Raw genomic sequence first — 22,317 nt, 5'->3', positions numbered from 1 at the left:
GCCTCTACCCCGCGAGGGTACGGGCGATGCTCCCGCCGAGCGACGCCGTCGTGCCCTGGCCGCCGAGGTCCCGCGTGAGCGCGTCCCCACCGGTCGCGAGGGTCGATTCGATCGCGGCCAGGATGCCGGCCGCCGCCTCGGTCTCGCCCAGGTGGTCCAGCATCATGGAGGCGCTCCAAATCTGCCCCACCGGGTTGGCGATGCCCCTGCCCGCGATGTCCGGCGCCGATCCGTGGACCGGCTCGAAGAGGCTCGGGAACGTGCGGTCCGGATTGATGTTGCCGCTCGGGGCCACGCCGATGGTGCCGGTGCAGGCGGGGCCGAGGTCGGAGAGGATGTCGCCGAAGAGGTTGCTGGCCACCACGACGTCGAACCAGTCGGGGTGCAGGACGAAGTTCGCACACAGGATGTCGATGTGGAACTTGTCCACGCGGACGCCGTCGTAGTTCGCGGCCATCGCCTCCACGCGCTCGTCCCAGTACGGCATGGTGATCGAGATGCCATTGCTCTTGGTGGCCGACGTGAGGTGCTTCTTCTCCCGCTTCTGTGCGAGCTCGAAGGCGTAGCGGAGGATCCGGTCCACCCCGGTGCGCGTCATGACGGTGTCCTGGATGACGGTCTCGCGCTCCGTCCCCTCGAACATCCGGCCGCCGACACTCGAGTACTCACCCTCGGTGTTCTCCCGGACCACCCAGAAATCGACGTCGCCCGGCTTCCGGCCGGCGAGCGGGCTCGTGATGCCGGGGAGCAGGCGCACCGGGCGGAGGTTCACGTACTGGTCGAAGTGGCGGCGGAACTGCAGCAGGCTGCCCCACAGCAAGACATGGTCCGGGACGACGTCGGGCCAGCCCACCGCGCCGAAGAAGATGGCATCGAAGGTGCGCAGTTCCTCGAACCAGCCGTCGGGGAGCATCTGCCCGTGCTCCTGGTAGTACTCGGCGCTCGCGTAGTCGAACTCCACGGCGTCCACCCCGAAGCCGTAGCGGTCCGCTGCCGCCCGGAGCGACCGCAGGCCCTCCGGCATGACCTCCTTGCCGATGCCGTCCCCGGCGATGACGGCGATGCGATAGGTCTTCGTCATGGTTCGTGCTCCTCGTCGGCAGGGTGCTTACCGTCCAGCCTAGGCGCACGGGAGGACGCAGGTCCGGCAGGTCCGCGAGGCCTTGACGCGGGTCCGGACACTTCGGGGTCCGCGGGGGAACAAGCCCAGGGCGGGCGTCAGGTGCCCAGCCAGGACAGGACGGCGACGGCGGCGGGCAGCAGCAGTGCGGTCACCAGCAGGCCGGCGACGGCGAAGGGTACCCAGCGGACGGTGACGCCCAGCGACCGGAGCCGCTCGGCCCACAGCAGCGTCGCGAGGGAACCCCAGGGCGTGACGAGTGGTCCGAGGTTGACTCCGATCAGGAGCGCGGCCAGGCGGAGCGGCGTCGTCCCGGACGGCTCGAGCGCCAGGTAGGCGGGCAGGTTGTTGACCGCGTTGGCGCCACCGGCACCCACCGCGGCGAGTTGCAGCAGGTCCACGAAGCCCTCGCCGTCACCGGCGGCCGGCGCGAGAAAGGCGTCGAGCCCCTGCGCGTGCGCGGTGGTGACCAGGACGAAGAGGCTGAGCGCGAGGAGGAGTGGATTCACCGGAATCAACCGGAACGTGAGGGTGTCCCGCCGTCGCACCGCGAACAGGACGGTCAGGACGGCGGCGGCGACGGTCGCGCTCAGGGCCACCGGCACGCCGCTGACGAGGGCCGGCAGGAGGACGGCGAGGACGGCGTACCCCGTACGCAGCAGCACCGGATCCTCCGCGGCCCGGGCCGGCGCCGGGGTGAAGCGCCCGACGAGATCGCGCCGGAAGATCAGGAGGAGGACCGCGCAGGGAACCACGACACCGACGATGGCCGGGCCCCACACCAGGCCGGCGAAGGCCGCCGGACTCAGCCCGAGGCGCTCCTGCACCAGCAGGTTCGTCAGGTTGGACACGGGCAGGAGCAGGGACGCCGTGTTGGCGAGCCACACGATCGTCACGGCGAAGGGGAGCGGAGGCAGTCCGGCACGCCGGGCGAGGAGGACGACGAGCGGCGTGAGCAGCACCGCCGTCGTGTCCAGGGAGAAGAACACGGTGCACACGACGGCGAGCAGGACGGTCACAAGCCACAGCGCGAGCGTCCGGCCACGCGCGAGACCCGCCGCGGCGGCGATGACCCGCTCGAAGACGCCGGCGGAGAACAGCAGGTCCGTCACCACCGTCATGGCGGCCACGAACAGCAGGATCGGCCAGATCCGGGCCCACAGCTCGGAGAGCTCGGCCCCCGGCAGCAGGCCGGTGACGATACACAGGACGGCGAGGCCGGGCAGGATCGCGCGGGAGGCACTGCGTAGGTTCAAGGATTGGCTCCGTTCCGCCGGAAAGTATGCCACGCGGCGTCGGCCGCGAGCCCTGCGTGACCGGCGCCGTCCGCCGACCTGCGCCCCTGCCGTCGCGGCCGGGGCGCCGACGCGGGCCGGGCGCGCGTCACGGGAACGTCCCGTGGCGTAACCGGGGCGCGGAGGTTCGCCCCCGCAGCCGGTAGCGTTGTCGTCATGAAGTACGCCAATTCCATCGTCGAGCTGATCGGCAACACCCCGCTGGTCAGGCTCAACTCCGTCACCGACGGCATCGCAGCCACCGTCCTCGCAAAGGTCGAGTACCTCAACCCGGGCGGATCGGTGAAGGACCGCATCGCGGCGAAGATCATCGACGCGGCCGAGGCCGAGGGCAAGATCAAGCCCGGTGGCACCATCGTCGAACCGACCTCCGGCAACACCGGCGTCGGTCTCGCCCTCGTCGCGCAGCAGCGCGGCTACAAGTGCGTGTTCGTGGTGCCGGACAAGGTGGGGGAGGACAAGCGCAACGTCCTGAAGGCCTACGGCGCCGAGGTCGTCGTCACGCCGACCGCCGTCGCACCGGACAGCCCCCAGTCGTACTACGGCGTCTCCGACCGCCTGGTCCGCGAGATCCCGGGCGCCTACAAGCCCGACCAGTTCTCCAACCAGAACGGGCCCCTGAGCCACTACGAGACCACCGGCCCCGAGATCTGGGACGACACCGAGGGCAGGCTCACGCACTTCGTGACCGGCGTCGGCACGGGCGGCACCATCACCGGCACCGGACGGTACCTCAAGGAGGTCTCCGCCGACCGCGCGTCCGGCCCCGTCCGCATCATCGGTGCGGATCCCGACGGCTCCATCTACTCCGGTGGTACGGGCCGCCCCTACTTCGTCGAGGGCGTCGGCGAGGACATGTGGCCGGGCTCCTACGACCCGACCGTCCCCGACGAGATCCTCGCCGTGACGGACGCCGAGAGCTTCGAGATGACCCGCCGCCTCGCCCGCGAGGAGGGCCTGCTCGTCGGCGGCTCGTGCGGCATGGCCGTCGTCGCGGCGCTACGCGTCGCGCGCACCCTCACGGCCGACGACGTCGTCGTCGTCCTCCTGCCCGACGGCGGCCGCGGCTACCTCGGCAAGATCTTCAACGACGACTGGATGAAGTCCTACGGCTTCATGGACAGTGGCGACGACGCCAGCGTGGGCGAGGTGCTCCGCTCGAAGTCGGGCTCCCTGCCGGACCTCGTGCACACGCACCCCACCGAGACGGTGCGCGATGTCATCTCGATCATGGACGAGTACGGCGTGTCCAGCATCCCCGTGCTCTCCCAGGAACCGCCGGTCAAGATGGGCGAGGTGCTCGGGTCCGTGGACGAACGCTCCCTGACGGCCAAGATCTTCCACGGCGAGGCCAAGCTCACCGACAAGATCTCCGAGCACATGGACGCGAAGCTGCCCCTCATCGGGTCGCTCGAATCCATCGGGACAGCGCGTGAGCGGCTCCAGGACAGCGACACGCTGATGGTGACGTTCGTCGGGTCCCCGGTGGGAATTCTTACGCGCCACGACTTGCTGACCTATATGAGCAAGTAATCACCCCCCACCATTCGCAGGAGCATCGTGACGCACTCTGACGCCCAGGGTTTCAACACCCGAGCCGTCCACGCGGGCCAGACCCCCGACCCCATCACGGGAGCGGTGATCCCGCCGCTGTACCAGACCACCACCTTCGCGCAGGACGGCATCGGCCGGCTGCGCAACGGCTACGAGTACGGCCGCGGCGGCAACCCCACGCGTGACGCGCTGCAGGTGCAGATCGCCGCGCTCGAGGGCGGGAAGCACGCCTTCAGTTTCTCGTCCGGCCTTGCCGCCGAGGATGCGCTGATCCGTGCTGCGCTCCGTCCGGGCGACCACATCGTCCTCGGGAACGACGCCTACGGCGGGACCTACCGCCTGATCGACCGCGTCCTGTCCCAGTGGGGCATCACCAACTCCGCCGTCGACATGGCGGACACCGACGCCGTGCAGGCGGCCATCAGCGCGAACAACACCAGGATGGTGTGGGTCGAGACGCCGTCGAACCCGATGATGAAGATCACCGACATCGCGGCGACCGCGCAGCTCGCCCACGACGCCGGGGCCCTGCTCGTCGTCGACAACACCTTCGCGTCGCCCTACCTGCAGCAGCCGCTGACCTTCGGTGCGGACGTCGTCGTGCACTCGACCACCAAGTACATCGGCGGTCACTCCGATGCCAGTGGCGGTGCCGTCGTCGTCGACGACGACGGGCTGGCGGAGAAGATCGGCTTCGTCCAGTTCGCCGTCGGAGCCGTGTCGGCGCCGATGGAGGCCTGGCTGACGACGCGGGGACTCAAGACCCTGGGCGTGCGCATGGACCGGCATTCCTCGAATGCCCTGGCGATCGCCCGCTGGCTGCAGGAGCAGGACGAGGTGGAGCGCGTGTACTACCCGGGCCTGCCCGAGCACCCCGGCCACGACCTCGCCGCGGCGCAGATGAAGGACTTCGGCGGCATGATCTCCGTGACGTTCAGAGGTGGTGCGGAGGCTGCGAAGAAGGTTGCGGAGAACACGAGCGTCTTCATCCTCGCGGAGTCCCTGGGTGGCATCGAGTCGCTCATGAACTACCCGTCGGACATGACGCACGCCTCCGTCAAGGGCACCGAGCTCGCCGTGCCCGAGAACCTGATCCGCCTGTCCGTCGGCATCGAGGACATCGAGGACCTCATCGGCGACCTCGAGCAGGCCATCGCGGCGCTCCGCTGACAGCTGCTGCACGTGAAGGGCCCCTCCGATCGGAGGGGCCCTTCGTGTGCTCGGGATCCGCCGGCTCGGAGGCGGACTCGGCGACGGGCTGCGGCGTCGTGCACGTCATTGGCCCGCGGCGATGCTGATCGGCGGCGTGTCGCGACCCGATGCGCGCCGGGTCGGTTGAAGCGCGCGCACGAAGCCGCGGAGAGCGTCGCGTGCCCGGCAGAACCTAGCGCGAACCCGGCAGCCTGAACCGTTTCTTCGCCTTCGGCTGCGTCAGCTGGAAGTAGTCGCTGCTCTGCGGCAGCCACATGAGCAGCACCGCGACGAGCATGGCCACCGCGACCAGGGACAGCCCCGGCGTGCCCCGCACGATGATGGGGACCCCGACGATGATGCCGATCGTGGAGAGCAGCTCACGCCCGCCCCTCCTGCCCCGCCGCAGCGGGAGCAGGAGGATCAGCTGCAGGACGGCGAGCGCCCCGAACAGCGTGCCGAGCCCGATGAAGCCAGCGCGGTCCGAGTCCTCCATCACCGCGGACGCGATGAACGAGCCGGACGCGACGGCGAGGAGCACCGAGATCACGAGCCACAGGATGATCGCCGCCCGCAGCGTGAAGGGCCTCGGCGGCAGGGGAGCGGCCACCGACGACGGCTTAGACGCGCGGGGCAACGGTGGCGCTGTGCGTCTCGGTGTCGTAGGAGTAGACCTCCGTGCCGCCGATCCAGACCTGCAGTGCGCGCTGCATGACGTCGAGGGGATCGCCGCTCCACAGGACGAGGTCCGCGTCCTTCCCGACGGCGAGCGAGCCGAGGCGGTCGGCGAGTCCGAGGACCTTCGCGGGGTTGATGGTGATCGACCGCAGCGCGGTCTCCCGGTCCAGCCCCTCCTTGATGGCCAGGGTGGCCTGGTGCACCAGGAAGTTGATCGGGATGACCGGGTGGTCGGTGATGATGGAGATCTCGACGCCGGCCCTCGCCAGTTTGCCCGGGTTCGCGATCGAGCGGCCGCGGAGCTCCACCTTGGACTTGGTGGTGAAGAGGGGGCCGATCAGGACAGGGGTGCCCCGCTCCGCGAGGACGTCCCCGAGCAGGTGGGCCTCGGTGCCGTGGTCCAGCACGAGATCGTAGCCGAACTCGTCGGCGATGCGGATCGCTGTCGCGATGTCGTCGGCACGGTGAGCGTGCTGACGCCACGGGATCTCGCGGCGGAGCACCATGGCCAGGGCCTCCATGTGCGGATCGCGGGCGTTCTCGTCGGCCTTGCCCATGTAGTTCTGGGCCTTCATGAAGGCCTCGCGGATCACCAGGGCGGTGCCGAGGCGCGTGGACGGCGTCTTCCCCTTGGCGCCGTAGACCCGCTTCGGGTTCTCCCCGAGGGCGGACTTCAGGCCGCTGGGGGAGCGCAGCACCATCTCCTCGAGGTAGCGCCCGTGCGTGTGGAGGGCGACGGCGAGGCCGCCGATCGGGTTGCCCGAGCCGGGGTTCACATTGACCGTGGTCACGCCGCCCGCGAGCGCGTCGTCGAATCCGGGATCGAAGGGGTTGATGGCGTCGATCGCGCGGACACCGGCGGTGTTCGGGTCCGTCATCTCGTTCGTGTCGTCACCGGCGACGCCCTCACCCTCCTCGTGCGTCCCGAGGTGCACGTGGGCGTCGACGAAACCGGGCAGCAGCCACTTGCCGGCGGCATCGACGACGACGGCGCCGTCGGGCACGGTCGCGGAAGCGCCGAGCGCGGAGATCCGCCCGTCCTCGACGACGACGGTGCCGTCGAACGGCTCGCCGTCGATCGGGACGACGTGGGCGTTCGTGATGGCGACGATCTGGGGGGAGGACATCGGTGGATGGACCTTTCGCAGCGGGAGGGGTGATTTCCACCATATCCGCACGGGAGCAGCTTCCCGAGGGGGCGTGCCTACACTGGATGAGCCGTTGCCCGCCGAATCCGCGGTGCCCGGCTCCATCCCCGTCCTTCGGAAGGCACGCATGAGCCAGCGCACTGTCCCGGCGACCCGGCGGGTGCTCGGCGTCGTCGCCGCCCTCGTCGTGGCTGCCGCGCTGGCGACGTGGGCGTACGCCTGGGCCGACTTCATCGGCCTCGACTACCGCGTCTACCGGATGGGTGGCCAGTCCGTGGTCGACGGCGACGGCTCCCTCTACACGCGGTCCTTCGGGGAGGGAGAGGGCTCGCTCCTCTTCACCTATCCGCCGTTCGCGGCGCTCGCCTTCACGGCGCTGACGCTCGTGAGCGCCGAGACCGGGGCCGTGCTCTTCGTGGGATTGTCGGTCTTGATCGCCGCCGCTACCTCGTTCCTCATCACCCGGTACCTCGGCGGCTTCCGGTCGGTGCGCGCCGTGGTCGGCCATCCGTCCGCCCTGCCCCTCGCGATCGCCGGGACCGGGCTCGTGTGCCTGCTGGGGCCGTGGCGCGAGACGATGGCCTTCTCCCAGGTGAACATCCTGCTGTTCGCGATGATCGCGGCCGATCTCCTGTCCGGACCGCACCGCCGCCTGCCCACGGGCCTGCTCACGGGGATCGCGGCGGGCATCAAGCTCACCCCGCTCGTCTTCGGCCTCTACTTCCTGGCACGCGGCGAGTGGAAGCAGCTGTTCACCATGGCCGCGGGCTTCTTCGGGACCATCGCCCTCGGTTTCCTCCTGCTGCCCGCCGAGTCGGCGACCTACTGGCTGCAGATGCTGCGCGATACGGGGCGCATCGGCGGCGAAGGATATGTGGACAACCTGTCGATCCGTGGCGCCATCCTGCACGTGATGGGGCCAGATTTCCCGTCGACCGTCCCGTGGCTCATCATCTCCCTGCTCCTCGTCGCGGGGACCACGTACGTCATCCGCACAGCGAAGCAGCGCGGGGACCGTTTCCTGCCGATGGCCATGACGGCGCTGCTCATGCTGCTGATCTCACCGATCTCCTGGTCCCACCACTGGGTCTGGATCGTCGTGGTCCTCGCCGTCCTCGCGGGCCAGGCTGCCGGCCTCCCCGCGGAGCTGAAGGCCTACCGGACGACGGCGGCCGTCCTCTTCGTCTCCACCCTCGTGGTGTTCATCTACTCGCCCAAGACCATCGGCCTGCTGTTCGGCGCCGTGGACCTCAACTCGCAGCTGACGACCGGCTGGCTGGTGGCCTCCAGCGCCGGCGTGGTCTGCGCCCTGGCCACGACCGTGTTCTGGGTGCTGCTCTCGCGCATCCCAGCACCCCTGTCCACCGCGGGACGGGCCGCGCCGGGAGCCGGCGCGGACGGGGGAGGCACCGGCGGGGAGGACGTCGTGTCGGAGTACGCACGCCCGGACGACCCCCTCCCCGAGGACACCGCGCGTCACCACGCGCACGGGGACGTCGCGCCGGACGACGCACGCCAGGACGGCGCGTACGACGGCGTCGAGCCCGGCACCCGCCGCCGCTGATGGTGCCCGCAGCGCGGCGGACCCTCGTGGCCCCCGTGGGCCGCGCGCGCGTCGCCGCCGGATGCGCGATCGCGCTCGTCCTCCCGCCGCTGCTGGAACTGGCCGTCTTCTCGGTGGGCGGCTCCCTGCTCGCCGTCGACGTCCTGTTCCAGATCGCAGGCGTCATCGCGGTCGCGCTGATCGGCGGATTGTGGCCGGCTCTGCTCGTCGCCCTCTGGAGCAGCATCATCCTGAACTACACCTCGACCGAGCCGTTCGGCTCCCTCGAGATCTCCGAGGCCGAGAACGTCGCCACGGTGCTGATCTTCATCGCGGTGGCAGTGACGGTGTCCCTCGTCGTCGGACTGTCCGCACGGCGTTCCCGAGAAGCGGCCATGGCGCAGCAGGAAGCCGCGTTGCTCGGTGACCTCGCGCGGGGAGCGCTCGCGGAGGAGGACACGCTGCAGGGTTTCCTCCGCCACGTGCAGGCGCAGTTCGACGCCGACGCCGTCGCCCTGTTCGCCGGTGCATCGGAGGGTGGGTCGGCGGACGGGGGAACCGTACACGGTGGGTCGGTAAACGGTGGGTCGGCGGGGCAGGGGTACGACCAGAGGACCGGGATGGAGCGCAGGGCTCTGGCCGTCCGGCCCGGGCCGGACGGCAGCGCCGCGGGTGAGCCGGTCCGCCGTCAGGACCGTGAGGACCGTGAGGACCGTGAGGACCGTGAGGACCGTGAGGACCGTGAGGACCGTGAGGACCGTCAGGACCGGGCGGTCCGGCGGACTCCCGCCGGACCCGCCGATCCCTGGCCGATCGGTGCGGCGACCGCCGTAGAGCAGGTGGGCGACGACGTCTCGCTGGCTCTCTTCGGCACCACCCTCTCCGCCCGGGAGCGGGGGCTCCTGCGCGCCTTCGCGGGGCAGCTCCGCGCCCTGCTGCAGCGCCAGGAACTCCTCGCCAGCACGCGGACCAACCGGAGGCTGGTCGAGGGCAACGTCATGCGCACCGCCATCCTCAGATCCGTCTCGCACGATCTCCGCACGCCGCTGGCCGGGATCAAACTGGCCGTCAGCAGCCTCCGGCGCGCGGACGTCACCTTCTCGCAGGAGGACGAGGACGAGCTGCTCGCCACCATCGAGGACTACTCGGACCGCCTGGACGCCCTCGTGAACAACCTGCTGGACATGTCGCGCATCAGCGGCGACGCCGTCAACCCGCACCTGCGCCCGCTCAGGTGGACCGACGTCGTCGGCCCCGCGCTTGCCAACGTGCCGGGGGACCGCGTGTACGTGGCCATCCCGCCGAACCTGCCGGCCGTCGACGCGGACCCGGGACTGCTCGAGCGTGTCGTCGCGAACATCGTCGAGAACGCCGTGAAGTACGCACCGGGCTCCGCCGTCGAGATCACCGCTTCCGCGGGTGGTACCGGCCGCGCCCTCGTCAACGGCTTCCCGGCCGGTGAACTGCGCGTGATCGACCACGGGCGCGGGGTGTCGCGCGGCGACCTGGAGGCCATGTTCCGGCCGTTCCAGCGGCTCGACGACGCCCCGTCCGGCGCCGGCGTGGGGCTGGGCCTCGCGGTCGCCAAGGGATTCACGGAGGTCATGGGCGGGATGCTCGACGCCGAACAGACACCGGGCGGCGGCCTCACCCTCGTCATCAGGCTGCCCATCTCCACCGGAGCGGTGGAGCTGTGACGCGCGTGCTGGTGGTCGACGACGAACCGCAGCTCCTTCGCGCCCTGGAAATCAACCTCCGCGCGTACGGCTACCAGTGCGTGACGGCAGTGGACGGCGAGACGGCGCTCGGGGCCGCGGCGGAGCACCACCCGGACATCATCGTGCTGGACCTCGGCCTGCCGGACATCGACGGCGTCGAGGTCATCCGCCGCATCCGCGGCTGGTCGCAGGTCCACATCATCGTGCTCTCCGCCCGGCACGGCTCCGAGGACAAGGTGGACGCGCTCGACGCCGGAGCCGACGACTACGTGACGAAGCCCTTCGGACTGGACGAGCTCCTGGCCCGGCTGCGGGCGGCCGCGCGGCGTGCAGCGGTCGAGGCCGAAGCGCCGGTGATCACCACGCCGGACTTCACCCTCGACGCAGGGGCCCGGAGGGTGATCAGGGGCGGCAGGGACGTCCGGCTCACCCCCACGGAGTGGAAGATCGTGGACCGGCTGATCGCGCATCCCGGGAAGCTCGTCACCCAGCAGCAGCTCCTCCTCGACGTCTGGGGGCCCGCCTACGCGAAGGACGTGCAGTACCTCCGGGTGTACATGGCGCAGCTGCGCAAGAAGCTCGAACGGGACCCGGCGGCGCCGCGCCACTTCGTGACGGAGAGCGGCATGGGGTACCGCTTCGAACCCTGACCCGTGCCCGCCCGGGCCGACCCCTAGGATGGTCCCCATGACCACCGGAACGCTCCTCGCCGTCTGTCGTGTGCACGGGCTCCTGCCCACGAAGGACTCCACCGGTGTGACCGCCATCGACAAGCGGCCGGTCGAGGGTCCCGTCACGGTGCATCCGCTCGGTCTCACGGGGGACATCCAGGCCAGCAGGAAGCACCACGGCGGTCCTACGAAGGCCGTCTATGCCTATGCGCAGGACGACGCGGACTTCTGGTCGGCAGAACTCGGACGCGAGGTCACGCCCGGGCTGTTCGGCGAGAACCTCCGGGTCTCCGGCGTCGACGCCTCGCACGCGGTGATCGGTGAACGCTGGAGTGTCGGGGATCAGGTGGTGTTGGAAGTGACCATGCCCCGGACGCCGTGCGTGAACTTCGCGCGCTACCTGGGCGAGCGGTCGTGGGTCAGGCGTTTCGCCGAGGCCAACCGCGTGGGCACCTACCTCAGCGTCGTGACGAAGGGGAGCATCTCGGCCGGGGACACCATCCGGGTCACGGACGTCCCCGACCACGGCATCACCGCGGCACAGGTCTACGCCGGCCTGTCGGAGGGGCAGGCGCGGTCCCTCCTCGGAGCCGCCGACTCGACAGGACTGAAGCTCACCCCCCAGGTGCGGAAGGCAGCGCTGCAGGCCCTGAGAGTGGCGTCGTTCGCCTGACGTGCCGAACGTCACGCGCCCGATGTCGCCCTCCCGGCGCGCGCGGGGGCCCGCATGCCGTAGACTTGAAACATCCCCCACACCGGTATTCCCTTTATTTCCGCCCCTCATCGGGCCGGATAGGTTGTGTTGGGGCTCGGAGCACAGACTCGCGAGCAGATTCATCAGGGAGCGCCGGCTAGAAGAAAAGTCACACATCACTGCTGAGAGAGCAGCGAACCACGTGTGACGAGAAGTCCTGCCGCGGGATTGAAACAGTGCCGGATTTCTATGTTCATTCGGCACTCCGGGCTCCATCCCGTAGGGCCGACCGGCACCTACCTGGAGGATTTTTCCCGTGCCTGAAAACCTGTCCGAGCAGATCATCGACACCACTCCCGTCACCGAGGCGACCGCAGCGGCTCCCGCCAGCGCACCGGAGGACGACGACGTGAGCATCCGCTTCACCGAGCTCAACCTCGACGGCCGCATCCTCGCAGCCCTGACCGACCTCGGCTACGAGAAGCCGTCGCCCATCCAGGCGGCCACCATCCCCGCACTCCTCGAAGGCCGCGACGTCGTGGGCCTGGCGCAGACCGGGACCGGCAAGACCGCCGCGTTCGCCGTCCCGGCGCTCTCGAAGATGGCGGAGCTCGCCGACGTCAACGGCGGTCCCAGCAAGAACACGCAGGTCCTGGTGCTCGCACCGACCCGCGAGCTCGCGCTCCAGGTGGCCGACGCCTTCACGTCCTACGCCAAGCACATGGACGGTTTCACCGTCCTTCCCGTGTACGGCGGATCCCCGTACGGCCCGCAGCTCAACGGCCTCCGTCGTGGCGCGCAGGTCGTCGTCGGAACGCCCGGGCGTGTCATCGACCACATCGAGAAGGGGTCTCTCGACCTGTCCAACCTCGAGTACGTGGTGCTCGACGAGGCCGACGAGATGCTCCGCATGGGCTTCGCCGAGGACGTGGAGAAGATCCTCTCCTCCACGCCCGAGGAGAAGCAGGTCGCCCTGTTCTCCGCGACCATGCCCCCGGCCATCCGCCGCATCGCCAAGAAGTACCTGAACGATCCGGCCGAGATCTCGGTCAAGGGCAAGACGACCACGGGCACCAACACGCGTCAGCGCTACCTGCAGGTCATGGGCCCGCACAAGCTAGATGCGATGACCCGCATCCTCGAGGTGGAGGACTACGACGGCATCATCGCCTTCGTCCGCACCAAGGCGGCTACCGAAGACCTGGCGGACAAGTTGCGTTCACGGGGCTTCTCGGCAGCAGCCATCAACGGGGACATCCCGCAGCAGCAGCGTGAGCGCACGGTCGAGGCCCTGCGTGACGGAAAGATCGACATCCTCGTCGCCACGGACGTCGCCGCCCGTGGCCTCGATGTGGAGCGCATCTCGCTCGTCGTGAACTACGACATCCCGAACGACACCGAGTCCTACGTCCACCGCATCGGCCGCACCGGCCGTGCAGGGCGCTCGGGTGACGCGATCCTCTTCATCACCCCGCGTGAGAAGTACCTGCTGCGGTCGATCGAGAAGGCCACGCGCCAGCCGGTCGAGCAGATGCAGCTGCCCTCCACCGCCAAGATCAACGAGCTGCGCCTCAGCAAGTTCGCGGACAAGATCACGCAGACGCTCGCCGGCAAGGACGTGGCCCTGTTCCGCGACCTCATCGCCACCTACGAGCGCGAGCACGACGTACCCGCGACCGAGCTCGCTGCCGCCCTCGCCGTCATGGCGCAGAACGGCCAGCCGATCCTCGTCCAGGACATCCCCGTCGCCCCCGCCGGACAGCGTGAGCGTGCCGAGGGTCGCAAGGACGCCTTCGGGTCCCGTGGCCCGACGCGAACGCTCACGGAGGGCAACGCCACCTACCGCATCGCAGTGGGACGTCGCCAGCGCGTGATGCCGGGCTCGATCGTCGGAGCCATCGCCAACGAGGGCGGGATCTCCTCCTCGCAGATCGGCGGCATCGACATCCGGGCCGACCACAGCCTCGTGGAACTCCCGGCGGACCTCTCGACCGATCAGCTGCGGGCTCTCTCCCGTACGCGGATCGGTGGCGAGCTGATCCACCTCGAGCTGGACAAGGGCCGCAAGCCCGCGGGCAACCGCGGCGCGGGCGAGTTCAAGAAGCCCTTCAAGAAGGACTTCCCGAAGCGCGACGGCGACACCCGCTTCTCGGGCGATGCCAACCGCAAGCCACGCTCGAAGGGCGCGGGAGCCGGGGCCGGACGCTCCAGCGCCCAGTCCGACCAGTGGTAGGAATCAGCTCGTAGAACTCCGTCGGACCCGTGCCTGGCACGGGTCCGACGCGGAACCGCGGTACCGCTCCTGAGGGCGGTCCACGATTTCGCACCAACGGTCGGGAACTGGTAAAGTTTCTTGCTGTTGCCCCCCTAGCTCAGTGGTAGAGCGCGTTCTTGGTAAGAACGAGGTCACCGGATCGATTCCGGTGGGGGGCTCGCAAATGAGGGGCCCGTGACGATCAGCCGATCGGTGCGGGCAGCCTCGTTTAGGGCGGTGTAGCTCAGCTGGTTAGAGCGCACGACTCATAATCGTGAGGTCCCGGGATCGAGTCCCGGCACCGCTACCTCGCAGGACAGGGAAGGCCCCGGAGCTTCGGCTCCGGGGCCTTCTGCGTTCCCTCCACTGCGGCGTCAGCCCGCGGCGCTCTCCGCGTCCTCGGATGCCGGCGCGTCGCCCCTGAGGGCTGCGTCGCGATCCACCTGGCGGCGATCGAGCTCCTCGCGAAGATCATGGTGCCGGCCCTCCGTCTCCGCATCCACGTCACCGTCGCGGATGTACTGGAGATCCCGGTCACGGTGGTTCCTGCTGTTCAGGATGTCGAGGTCATCCCGATCGACGGACGAGAGGTCCTCGGGGAAGTCCTTCTCCGGGTCCAACCTGCTGCTATCACTCACGAACTGCCTCATTCACGCGCTCAACCCGATGTGCCCCTTCTTCTAGAGGCGAGACAGACACTACCGCAGCACTCCGACCCCGGCTGCACGCGTCGGTGGGACAGGGGGATCCACCCGCGTGGCTCCCACCGCCCGGCAGCGCTACGGTGGCACGGTGGATGATCGACGGCAGGGCTGGAGGCTGACGGCGGTGCTGATCGCCGCGACGGCGCTGATCGGCGGCTGCTCCGCGGCGGCCGAGGCGCGGCCCTTCCCTGCAGGGGTGCCCTGGGACTACCAGCTCGGCGGATCCTATCCGCCCGCGGAAGGCACCGGGGTCGTCGTCCGGGAGGTGTCCGACGGACCGGCCGACGGCGTGTACTCGATCTGCTACGTCAACGCCTTCCAGACTCAGCCCGACGCGTCCTCGGGGTGGCTGGCCGACGGCCTCGTCCTGACGATCGACGGCGAGCCGCTCGCCGACCCCGACTGGCCGGACGAGTTCCTGCTGGACACGGGGACGGAGGCGAAGCGGACCGCCATCGCCGACCGGACCGGAGCCGTCCTCCGGGAATGCGCGGACCGCGGCTTCGATGCTGTCGAACTGGACAATCTCGATTCCTACGTCCGCTCGGAGGGGCGGCTCGTCCTCGACGACAACAGGGCACTGGCGACGGCGCTCGTGGCGGCGGCGCAGCGGCTGGGGCTGCTGGTGGGCCAGAAGAACGCGGCCGAGGACACGGCGGAGCTGGCGGGCGCCGGTTTCGACTTCGCCATCGCCGAGCAGTGCGTGGAGTTCGGTGAGTGCGGGGAGTACGCGGCGCAGTACGGTGACGCGGTGCTCGCCGTCGAGTATCCGGGACCGACGACGGACGCCTGCGCCGATGGGGACCGGCCGTCGTCGACGGTGGTGCGGGACCGGGAACTCTCGAGGCCCGGCGATGTCGGCTATCTGTTCCGGAGGTGCTGACCGCGTCCGCAGCGATCCGTCCCGGCGCGGGGGGAACGGCGAAGCCCGGCAGGTCCTCCTGCCGGGCTCCATGCCGTCGGGTGATGACTAGCGCCTGCCTCCGGCGGCGTCCTTGACGGACTGCGGGGTCGGGCGACCGAGTTGCTGGTCGAGGGTGACCCGCAGCCGGGCCTTGGCGGCGGTGACCCGCGATGTGTCGGCCGGCCGTCGGTCGGTGCCCGGGGCGGGCGGAGGTGTCCGTACTGGTGCCCTGTCGGTCATGCGACCTCTCCTTCCACTCGTCCTGCCCGATTCTCCGGTACCGCCGTCGGGCAGTCCAGCGCCCGCACCCTCGGGATCGGCCATGGGGTTGCCCCCCCAGATCGCGTCCAGGATCAGGCGGTCCTCCTCGGTGGCCAGCTCGCTGTAGGACAGCTGCAGCAGCGCCTCGACACCCGCTTCCTGCCGTACCGGGTCGAGCGACGTCGCGGCGTCGATCGCCCACTGCGTCCGCCGCCACCACTCCGCACGGTCGTCCGCGCGCCGTCTCTGGTCGAGGGTGGCGCGGTCCGCCGCGGCGCGCTGGCGCAGGGTCGCGAATGCCGTCAGCGTCGCCAGCACCGCCGCGAGGAGGACGGCGAAGGGCGCGAGCGCACCGACGACCTCCCACCAGGACGGCCCGTCGGACACCAGGTCGACGACGATCGGATCCGGCGGCAGGGCGAGGGCTGGGGCGGACATGGCGCCAGCGTAGTCTCCGCCTCTGCCCTTCAGGGGCCCGTGCCGTATCCGGCCCGGGCGCCCGCGCCGATCATCCCGTGCGCACCGCCAGGAGGACGGCATCGCTGATCGCGTGCTCGTGACCGTCGGACGAGCGCTCGACGCGCGGACGGGACTCGCACACGCGGACATCCCAGGAATCGTCGAGAAGGGCCGCGATCTCCTGGGCCGTGAAGTAGAGGTCGGCCTGGTGCGGCCGTCCTACCCCGGAGTGCAGGTCGGAGGGATCGTGCGCCACGATCAGCAGGGTCCCCCCGACGGCCACGCGGCTCGCGAGTTCCCCGAAGACCCGTGAGCGGTGCGGCTCGGGCAGGTGCATGAACTGGATCGATACGAGGTCGAGATCGCGGGGCAGGTCCGGTGAGGCCAGGAGGTCCACCTGCTGCCAGTGCAGGCGATCCGCGACGGACGGGTCGAGTTCCGCCGAGTGCGCCCGGGCCCGGTCCAGGGCGACCTCGGACACGTCGATCCCGAGGACGTCCCAGCCCTGCTCGGCGAGCCAGGCGGCGTCCGCGCCCTCCCCGCAGCCGACGTCGAGCGCGGAGCCCGGCTGCAGGCCGTCCACCTCGGCAACGAGATGCCGGTTCGGCTTCCCGCTCCAGATGCGGTCCCGCTGCCGGTACCTCTGGTCCCAGAACTCCTGCGTGTACTCAACCAGCACGGCGTACTCCTTCCTCCAGTGACTGTGTCGTCGCTCCCGCAGCGGCGCTGATGACCGCCCCATCATCCAACCCGTGGCGCCGGTCGCCAAGGACACCGGCCGAGACCTCGGCCTCCACCGCCGCGGAGAAGGGCCCGGTTCGGCCCTCGACGGCCCACGCAGTCTCCTCCTCGATCAGGTGGGCGTTGATCATCGCCCCGGCCATCATGCCCTCGGCGGCCGCGACGATCACCTGTGCCGAGAGGTTCGAGACGTTCCCCGCGACGTAGACGCCCGGCGTCGCCGTGGTGCCCATGGGGCCGGGTTCGAGGAAGGTACCCATTCCCGTGGGGTGGTCCCGGAGCTCGAGGCCCAGCGCCTCGGCGAGTCCTGCCCGGGCGTCCATCCTGCTCCCGACGGCGAGGGCCTGGAGGTCGAAGCCCGTCCCGTCCGCCAGGGTCACCCCCGTCAGTCCGCCGTCGATCGAGTCCACGGAGGCGACGGCGCCGTCGACGACGCGCACGGACCGCGCCGCCAGTTTCTCCCACTCCTCGTCGGAGGGGATCAACGTGTCGTTCAGGAAGAGGGTGATGTCCTCCGACCACTGCCGGAACAGGAGGGCCTGGTGGACGGACAGGGCGCCCGTCGCGAGGATGCCGATGTTCTGACCACGGATCTCGTAGCCGTGGCAGTAGGGGCAGTGCACCACGCCAGAGCCCCACTGCTCCTGGAGACCCGGGATGTCCGGCAGGCCGTCCTGCAGGCCCGTGGCCAGAAGGACCCGACGCCCCGTCACGGTCCGGCCGTCGTCGAGGTCCACCTCGAAGCCCTCGGCCACGCGGCGTGCACCGACCGCCTCGGCGGTTACGACGGCCGTCCCGTAGGCCTCCGCCTCGGCGCGGCCGGCTGCGAGGAGGGCGAGAGGATTCATACCCTCCCGCGAGAGGTACCCGTGGACGCCGTCGGCGGGGGCGTTGCGGGGGGCGCCGGCGTCGATGACGAGGACGCGGCGCAGCGCCCGGCTCAGGGTCACGGCGGCGCTCAATCCCGCCGCGCCGCCGCCGATCACGACGACGTCGTACCGGGTGCTGGGGGTGTCGATGGTGCGTGGCATGCGCGTTCTCCTTCGGAAGTACTGGTAGATCAAGCATCCGCAGGTACGACCAGAAGGGCAAAGTATCTTGCTGCTATGGCAAACTAGCAGCATGACGACTGAACTCGACGCGGTCCTCGGCGCCGTCGGACCCCGGCTCCGCGCCCTGAGGGCCCAGCGGAACCTGACCCTGACCGAGGTGTCCGAGGCGTCGGGCGTCTCCGTCAGTACCCTCTCCCGGCTCGAGGCGGGGCGGCGCCGCCCCAACCTCGAACTGCTCCTGCCCATCGCGAAGCTCTACGGGGTGCCCCTCGACGACCTCGTGGGCGCACCCCCCACGGGGGACCCGCGCATCCACCTCCGTCCGATCGAGCACCGGGGCATCACGGCGATCCCGCTGACCAGACGACCGGGTGGAGTCCAGGCGTTCAAGATGGTGCTCGCCGGGGACGCACGCGGCGCGGACCCGGACCCCCAGGTCCACGAGGGCTACGAGTGGCTCTACATCCTCAACGGATCCCTGCGGCTCGTGCTCGGGGAGAACGACTTCGTGCTCGGGCCCGGGGAGGCTGCGGAATTCGACACGCATACGCCGCACTGGTTCGCCAGCGCCGACGGACGCACGGTGGAGTTCATCAGCCTGTTCGGGAAGCAGGGGGAGCGGATGCATGTCAGGGCGCGTCCACAGCGTGCCGGCAGGGCCGGGACCACACCGTCGGCGTCCTTATAGGATGAGCGCAGTCGGAACGACTGACAGCGGCCCGTCGCGGGCCGGCGGGGGAACGGAACACCAATGACGCAAGACCAGTCTGCCTGGATGCCGGACGACGCCTCGGAGGGGACGGGAGGCGCACGACGACGCCGGGCCGCCTCGGACGCGGGCCCGCCCCGCTTCGTCGACCGTTTCGCTCCCGGGGACACGGTCGGCGCCGACGCCCCGACGGGCAGTGCTCCGCACCCTGACGACGACGTCGACCTGACGGTCCGTCGGGCACCGTCCTCGACCACCCCTGCATCCTCCACGTCGCCCGCACCAGGGGCGCCGAGCGGTCTCACGTCGGACGGTCCGACGCCGGGCGTCAGCGCGTCGTCCTCTATGCGCGGACCCGTGGGGGTCCCGGTCTTCGAGGCGCCGGCCCCCGGTCCGGTCCGTATCTCGGTGTCCTCTCCCGGGCCGATCGAGGAGCCGGACAGAGATGCTGCGAGGGGTGGCGGGATGCTCCAGGACCCGATTTCCACCGGTCCCCAGCCGACGGTGCCTGGTCGTCCTGCCGCGGGCGCGGTCGGCGGGACCCCCTCGGTCTCCCCGGCGGCGTCCCCGGTGCCCCAGCCGTCCCCGACGCCCCAAGCCTTTCCCAGCCCGCCCGCCCCGGTGTCCGGTGTCCAATCCCCGGTCGCCTCCAGTTCCTCCGGCGCCCAGGCGGCAGCCGCCGCGGCCGCCTCCGCACCAGCGTCACCCGCGGCAGCCGCCCCGGCCGCCCCCGCACCAGCGTCACAGACCGCAGTCTCCCCGGCCGCGGGCGAGGCCTCCGGGCAGTTCGCCGCCATGGCGGCGTCCACCGCGGCGACGGGGCTGCGTCCGAGGGACGGCCGCAAGTCCTTCCTCTCCGCCGACACCGCCGTGGTTCCCGCCGAGACGGGCCTCCGCGGCGTCCTCTCACGGCTCGGCATGCGCATGGCCCCGTCCCCTGCCGAACTCTCGATGCGCGAGGACGTCGCGGCGGTCAGCCGGCACTGGCCGGGCCCCCGCACGATCGCCGTGGCGAACGGCAAGGGCGGGGCGAACAAGACACCCACCACGGTGATGCTCGCGGCGGTGTTCGCCCGCAATGGCGGGGCGCCCGTCCTGGCCTGGGACAACAACGAGACCCGCGGCACGCTCGGATGGCGGACCGAGCAGGGCCCGCACGAGGCGACCGTCCTCGACCTCCTCCCGCAGACGGACGCCCTCCTCGCGCCGTCCGCGCAATCGGCCCTCCTGGCGCGCTACGTCCACCACCAGACGGCGGACAAGTTCGACGTCCTTCGGTCCAAGCCGGACGTCCTCGCCACCCAGCAGAAGGTGACCTCCAGGGACTTCGACGCCCTGCACGAGGTCGCGTCCAAGTACTTCAGGCTGAACGTCATCGATTCGGGGAACGACGAGACGGCCGAGCGCTGGCTCCGCATGATCCACCACACGGACCAGCTCGTCATCGCCACCACGACCCTGGAGGAGCACGCCGAGGCGGGTGCGCTGCTGCTCGAGGCGCTGCGTGCGCGGGGCGGTCGCTATGGCGAGCTGTCGGAGCGGGCCGTCGTCGTCGTCAGCCAGTCGGACAAGAACGGGACGCAGGCCCAGGCCCAGGCGATCGCCGACGGTTTCGGGGACCTGGCTCGACGCGCCGTGACCATCCCGTTCGACATCGCGCTCCTCAAGGGGCGCATCCGCTTCTCCGCGCTGCGACCGGCGACGCAGCGTGCCTGGCTCGCGGCCGCGGCCGCCGTCTCGGAAGGGCTCTGAGAACAGATACTCAGCTTGCTTATCACTTCGCTGGTTCCTAGGCTGGGTGGACGTACGACAGCCACGCTCTACGCAAGGGAGAACAGCATGTCCACACACGACATCTCAGGCAAGAAGGTCGCCTTCCTGCTGACCGACGGGGTGGAGCAGATCGAGCTCACCAGCCCCTGGGAGGCGGTCAAGGAAGCGGGCGGCGTGCCCACGCTCGTCTCGCCCGCAGCGGGGCCGCTGCAGGGTTTCAACGGCATGGACAAGGGTGACACCTTCGACGTCGACCTAGCGGTCTCCGACGCCAGGGCGGAGGACTACGACGCACTGGTGCTCCCCGGCGGCGTCGTCAACGCCGACTTCCTGCGCGTCGACACGGACGCCCAGCGTTTCGCCCGCGCCTTCTTCGAGCAGCACAAGCCCGTCGCCTCCATCTGCCACGGGCCCTGGCTGCTCATCGAGGCGGGCGTGGTCGATGGCCGTGACCTGACGTCCTTCCACACCCTGGCCACCGACCTGAAGAACGCCGGCGCCAACTGGAGCGACGAGGAGGTGGTCGTGGACCAGGGACTGGTCACCAGCCGCAACCCCGGCGACCTCGAGGCCTTCAACGACAAGCTCCTGGAGGAGATCGAGGAAGGCCCGCACGAGGGCCAGACCGTCTGAGTCGACGGCGAGATGCCCCTGAACGGCGACCCGGGTTCCTCCGGGTCGCCGTTCGCGTGACCGGACCTTCACCGGTCCACGGTGTGCGAGGGAGGCGGCTGGCCTGATCCGCCTCCGATGCGACAGGATCAGGGCATGACAGAGCTGCCGTTCCCCCTCCAACCGATGCTGGCCAAGGCCGTCGACGCCGTGCCGGACCAGGACAGCGTGCCGGGCGGGCTCGTCTACGAACCGAAGTGGGACGGCTTCCGCGCGATCATCCGCATCCAGGACGGGACCTGCGAGATCGGCAGCCGCGGGTCGAAGATGCTCACGCGCTACTTCCCCGAACTCGTCGACGCCCTGCTCGAGCACCTGCCGGAGCGGTGCGTGGTCGACGGTGAGATCGTGGTGCGCCGCGGTGAACCGGGGGCCGAGCGCCTCGACTGGGAAGCCCTCTCCCAGCGCATCCATCCCGCGGAGAGCCGCATCAGGCTGCTGGCGGCCCGGACGCCGTCCTCGTTCGTCGCCTTCGATCTCCTCGCCATCGACGAGACCGACCTCACCGGACTGCCCTTCCGCGACCGGCGCGAGGCGCTGGAGGGCATCGGCCGGTCCTTCGGCGGAGCGATCCACCTCTCCCAGGTCACGCGCGACGTCGGGCTTGCGCGCCGCTGGCTCGTCGAATTCGAGGGCGCGGGGCTCGACGGCGTGGTGGCCAAGCCCCTCGCGTCCGCCTACGAGCCGAACAAGCGCCGCATGCTCAAGGTCAAGCACCACCGCAGCGCGGACACCGTGGTCCTCGGGTACCGCGTGCACACGTCCGGCCAGGGCGTCGGATCCCTGCTCCTCGGGCTGTACGACGAGGACGGCGTGCTGCAGAACGTCGGCGGCATCTCGGCGTTCTCCGCCAAGCGGCGGCTCGAACTCGTCGACGAACTCGAGCAGGACGTCATGCTGGACGACGACGGCGAGGTGCAGCGGGGTGCCACCGAGCGCAGCAGATTCGCCTCGGGCAAGGACGTCTCCTATGTGCGGCTGCACCCGCGCCGCGTGGTCGAGGTGCGGTACGACCAGATGGAGGGCTCCCGTTTCCGGCACACGGTGCAGTTCGAGCGCTGGCGGCCCGATCGCGACGCCGATTCCTGTACGTTCGACCAGCTCGAGATCCCCGCAGCCTACGACCTCAGCAGGGTCCTGGCCTGACCGCGCCGGGCGGCCCGTGGAGGTCGGCGG

The 22,317-nt window shown here is 70.3% G+C and carries 20 protein-coding genes and 2 tRNA genes; 14 read left to right on the top strand and 8 right to left on the bottom strand.

The genetic code is table 11. The annotated features are described in order from the left end of the window. Nucleotides 1–4: 4 nt before the first annotated feature. Nucleotides 5–1,081: a tartrate dehydrogenase gene (locus FNH21_RS04185; protein ID WP_152812496.1), complete on the bottom strand. Its 1,077-nt coding sequence runs from the start codon at nt 1,079–1,081 to the stop codon at nt 5–7. Between the two features lie 137 nt (nt 1,082–1,218). After that, the gene (locus FNH21_RS04180) at nt 1,219–2,376 is read right to left on the bottom strand and encodes an ArsB/NhaD family transporter (RefSeq protein WP_152812494.1); all 1,158 of its coding nucleotides are present in this window, start codon (nt 2,374–2,376) and stop codon (nt 1,219–1,221) included. A gap of 195 nt (nt 2,377–2,571) precedes the next feature. On the opposite strand from FNH21_RS04180, the gene FNH21_RS04175 reads away from it, so the two are divergent. Next, entirely contained in the window at nt 2,572–3,948 is a 1,377-nt protein-coding gene (locus FNH21_RS04175; protein ID WP_152812491.1) for a cystathionine beta-synthase, read from the top strand. A gap of 27 nt (nt 3,949–3,975) precedes the next feature. Continuing rightward, nucleotides 3,976–5,139, top strand: a complete 1,164-nt coding sequence (locus FNH21_RS04170; protein ID WP_191931597.1) for a cystathionine gamma-synthase — start codon at nt 3,976–3,978, stop codon at nt 5,137–5,139. 214 nt (nt 5,140–5,353) lie between these two features. Here the strand turns inward: FNH21_RS04170 and FNH21_RS04165 are convergent, their stop codons facing one another. Beyond that, the gene (locus FNH21_RS04165; RefSeq protein WP_152812489.1) at nt 5,354–5,770 is read right to left on the bottom strand and encodes a hypothetical protein; all 417 of its coding nucleotides are present in this window, start codon (nt 5,768–5,770) and stop codon (nt 5,354–5,356) included. Nucleotides 5,771–5,780: 10 nt separating this feature from the next. Further along, nucleotides 5,781–6,965: an amidohydrolase gene (locus FNH21_RS04160; protein ID WP_055767912.1), complete on the bottom strand. Its 1,185-nt coding sequence runs from the start codon at nt 6,963–6,965 to the stop codon at nt 5,781–5,783. 148 nt (nt 6,966–7,113) lie between these two features. Between FNH21_RS04160 and FNH21_RS04155 the strand changes: the two genes are divergently transcribed. The 7 genes from FNH21_RS04155 to FNH21_RS04125 all read left to right on the top strand — a co-directional run bounded on the left by FNH21_RS04155 (nt 7,114) and on the right by FNH21_RS04125 (nt 14,173). Continuing rightward, nucleotides 7,114–8,550, top strand: a complete 1,437-nt coding sequence (locus FNH21_RS04155; protein ID WP_191931596.1) for a glycosyltransferase 87 family protein — start codon at nt 7,114–7,116, stop codon at nt 8,548–8,550. After that, complete coding sequence (locus FNH21_RS04150) at nt 8,550–10,226, top strand: sensor histidine kinase (RefSeq protein ID WP_152812485.1); 1,677 nt, start codon at nt 8,550–8,552, stop codon at nt 10,224–10,226. Before FNH21_RS04155 ends, FNH21_RS04150 begins: the two co-directional genes overlap by 1 nt. After that, nucleotides 10,223–10,897 (top strand): response regulator, encoded by a 675-nt coding sequence (locus FNH21_RS04145; protein WP_191931595.1) that lies wholly within the window; start codon nt 10,223–10,225, stop codon nt 10,895–10,897. Before FNH21_RS04150 ends, FNH21_RS04145 begins: the two co-directional genes overlap by 4 nt. A gap of 37 nt (nt 10,898–10,934) precedes the next feature. After that, entirely contained in the window at nt 10,935–11,591 is a 657-nt protein-coding gene (locus FNH21_RS04140) for an MOSC domain-containing protein (protein WP_152812483.1), read from the top strand. Nucleotides 11,592–11,928: 337 nt separating this feature from the next. Next, nucleotides 11,929–13,845, top strand: a complete 1,917-nt coding sequence (locus FNH21_RS04135) for a DEAD/DEAH box helicase (protein WP_422108742.1) — start codon at nt 11,929–11,931, stop codon at nt 13,843–13,845. A 128-nt stretch (nt 13,846–13,973) separates the two neighbouring features. Then, nucleotides 13,974–14,045, top strand: a tRNA-Thr gene (locus FNH21_RS04130). 54 nt (nt 14,046–14,099) lie between these two features. After that, a tRNA-Met gene (locus FNH21_RS04125) sits at nt 14,100–14,173 on the top strand. Between the two features lie 67 nt (nt 14,174–14,240). Here FNH21_RS04125 and FNH21_RS04120 read toward each other — a convergent pair. Next, complete coding sequence (locus tag FNH21_RS04120; RefSeq protein ID WP_152812481.1) at nt 14,241–14,504, bottom strand: hypothetical protein; 264 nt, start codon at nt 14,502–14,504, stop codon at nt 14,241–14,243. Nucleotides 14,505–14,622: 118 nt separating this feature from the next. Here FNH21_RS04120 and FNH21_RS04115 point away from each other — a divergent pair, with 118 nt between their 5' ends. Further along, entirely contained in the window at nt 14,623–15,453 is an 831-nt protein-coding gene (locus FNH21_RS04115) for an endo alpha-1,4 polygalactosaminidase (RefSeq protein ID WP_338403145.1), read from the top strand. An 87-nt stretch (nt 15,454–15,540) separates the two neighbouring features. Here the strand turns inward: FNH21_RS04115 and FNH21_RS04110 are convergent, their stop codons facing one another. From FNH21_RS04110 to FNH21_RS04100, 3 genes are all read right to left on the bottom strand, one after another. Next, complete coding sequence (locus tag FNH21_RS04110) at nt 15,541–16,173, bottom strand: hypothetical protein (protein WP_152812479.1); 633 nt, start codon at nt 16,171–16,173, stop codon at nt 15,541–15,543. A gap of 70 nt (nt 16,174–16,243) precedes the next feature. Continuing rightward, nucleotides 16,244–16,873 (bottom strand): class I SAM-dependent methyltransferase, encoded by a 630-nt coding sequence (locus FNH21_RS04105; RefSeq protein ID WP_338403144.1) that lies wholly within the window; start codon nt 16,871–16,873, stop codon nt 16,244–16,246. Continuing rightward, nucleotides 16,863–17,966: an NAD(P)/FAD-dependent oxidoreductase gene (locus tag FNH21_RS04100; RefSeq protein WP_152812475.1), complete on the bottom strand. Its 1,104-nt coding sequence runs from the start codon at nt 17,964–17,966 to the stop codon at nt 16,863–16,865. The genes FNH21_RS04105 and FNH21_RS04100 overlap by 11 nt, the downstream gene beginning before the upstream one ends. A gap of 91 nt (nt 17,967–18,057) precedes the next feature. Here FNH21_RS04100 and FNH21_RS04095 point away from each other — a divergent pair, with 91 nt between their 5' ends. The 4 genes from FNH21_RS04095 (at nt 18,058) to FNH21_RS04080 (ending at nt 22,287) form a co-directional block, all read left to right on the top strand. Continuing rightward, nucleotides 18,058–18,675 (top strand): helix-turn-helix domain-containing protein, encoded by a 618-nt coding sequence (locus FNH21_RS04095; protein WP_152812473.1) that lies wholly within the window; start codon nt 18,058–18,060, stop codon nt 18,673–18,675. A gap of 63 nt (nt 18,676–18,738) precedes the next feature. Then, the gene (locus tag FNH21_RS04090; protein WP_191931594.1) at nt 18,739–20,448 is read left to right on the top strand and encodes an AAA family ATPase; all 1,710 of its coding nucleotides are present in this window, start codon (nt 18,739–18,741) and stop codon (nt 20,446–20,448) included. An 87-nt stretch (nt 20,449–20,535) separates the two neighbouring features. Beyond that, on the top strand, nt 20,536–21,102 hold the full coding sequence (locus tag FNH21_RS04085; protein ID WP_152812471.1) for a type 1 glutamine amidotransferase domain-containing protein: 567 nt from the start codon (nt 20,536–20,538) through the stop codon (nt 21,100–21,102). A 135-nt stretch (nt 21,103–21,237) separates the two neighbouring features. Continuing rightward, entirely contained in the window at nt 21,238–22,287 is a 1,050-nt protein-coding gene (locus tag FNH21_RS04080; protein WP_152812469.1) for an ATP-dependent DNA ligase, read from the top strand. The last annotated feature ends 30 nt before the right edge of the window (nt 22,288–22,317 follow it).

Origin of the sequence: Arthrobacter bussei (assembly GCF_009377195.2) — a bacterium.
Lineage (GTDB): Bacteria > Actinomycetota > Actinomycetes > Actinomycetales > Micrococcaceae > Arthrobacter_D > Arthrobacter_D bussei.
This window is presented reverse-complemented; position numbering and strand designations above follow the sequence as displayed.

What these genes read in the sequence shown, in the direction of transcription:
- FNH21_RS04185 (WP_152812496.1), bottom strand. Translation starts at nt 1,081, where the DNA reads ATGACGAAGACCTATCGCATCGCCGTCATCGCCGGGGACGGCATCGGC.
- FNH21_RS04175 (WP_152812491.1), top strand. Translation starts at nt 2,572, where the DNA reads ATGAAGTACGCCAATTCCATCGTCGAGCTGATCGGCAACACCCCGCTG.
- FNH21_RS04160 (WP_055767912.1), bottom strand. Translation starts at nt 6,965, where the DNA reads ATGTCCTCCCCCCAGATCGTCGCCATCACGAACGCCCACGTCGTCCCG.
- FNH21_RS04155 (WP_191931596.1), top strand. Translation starts at nt 7,114, where the DNA reads ATGAGCCAGCGCACTGTCCCGGCGACCCGGCGGGTGCTCGGCGTCGTC.
- FNH21_RS04150 (WP_152812485.1), top strand. Translation starts at nt 8,550, where the DNA reads ATGGTGCCCGCAGCGCGGCGGACCCTCGTGGCCCCCGTGGGCCGCGCG.
- FNH21_RS04140 (WP_152812483.1), top strand. Translation starts at nt 10,935, where the DNA reads ATGACCACCGGAACGCTCCTCGCCGTCTGTCGTGTGCACGGGCTCCTG.
- FNH21_RS04110 (WP_152812479.1), bottom strand. Translation starts at nt 16,173, where the DNA reads ATGTCCGCCCCAGCCCTCGCCCTGCCGCCGGATCCGATCGTCGTCGAC.
- FNH21_RS04100 (WP_152812475.1), bottom strand. Translation starts at nt 17,966, where the DNA reads ATGCCACGCACCATCGACACCCCCAGCACCCGGTACGACGTCGTCGTG.
- FNH21_RS04095 (WP_152812473.1), top strand. Translation starts at nt 18,058, where the DNA reads ATGACGACTGAACTCGACGCGGTCCTCGGCGCCGTCGGACCCCGGCTC.
- FNH21_RS04090 (WP_191931594.1), top strand. Translation starts at nt 18,739, where the DNA reads ATGACGCAAGACCAGTCTGCCTGGATGCCGGACGACGCCTCGGAGGGG.
- FNH21_RS04085 (WP_152812471.1), top strand. Translation starts at nt 20,536, where the DNA reads ATGTCCACACACGACATCTCAGGCAAGAAGGTCGCCTTCCTGCTGACC.
- FNH21_RS04080 (WP_152812469.1), top strand. Translation starts at nt 21,238, where the DNA reads ATGACAGAGCTGCCGTTCCCCCTCCAACCGATGCTGGCCAAGGCCGTC.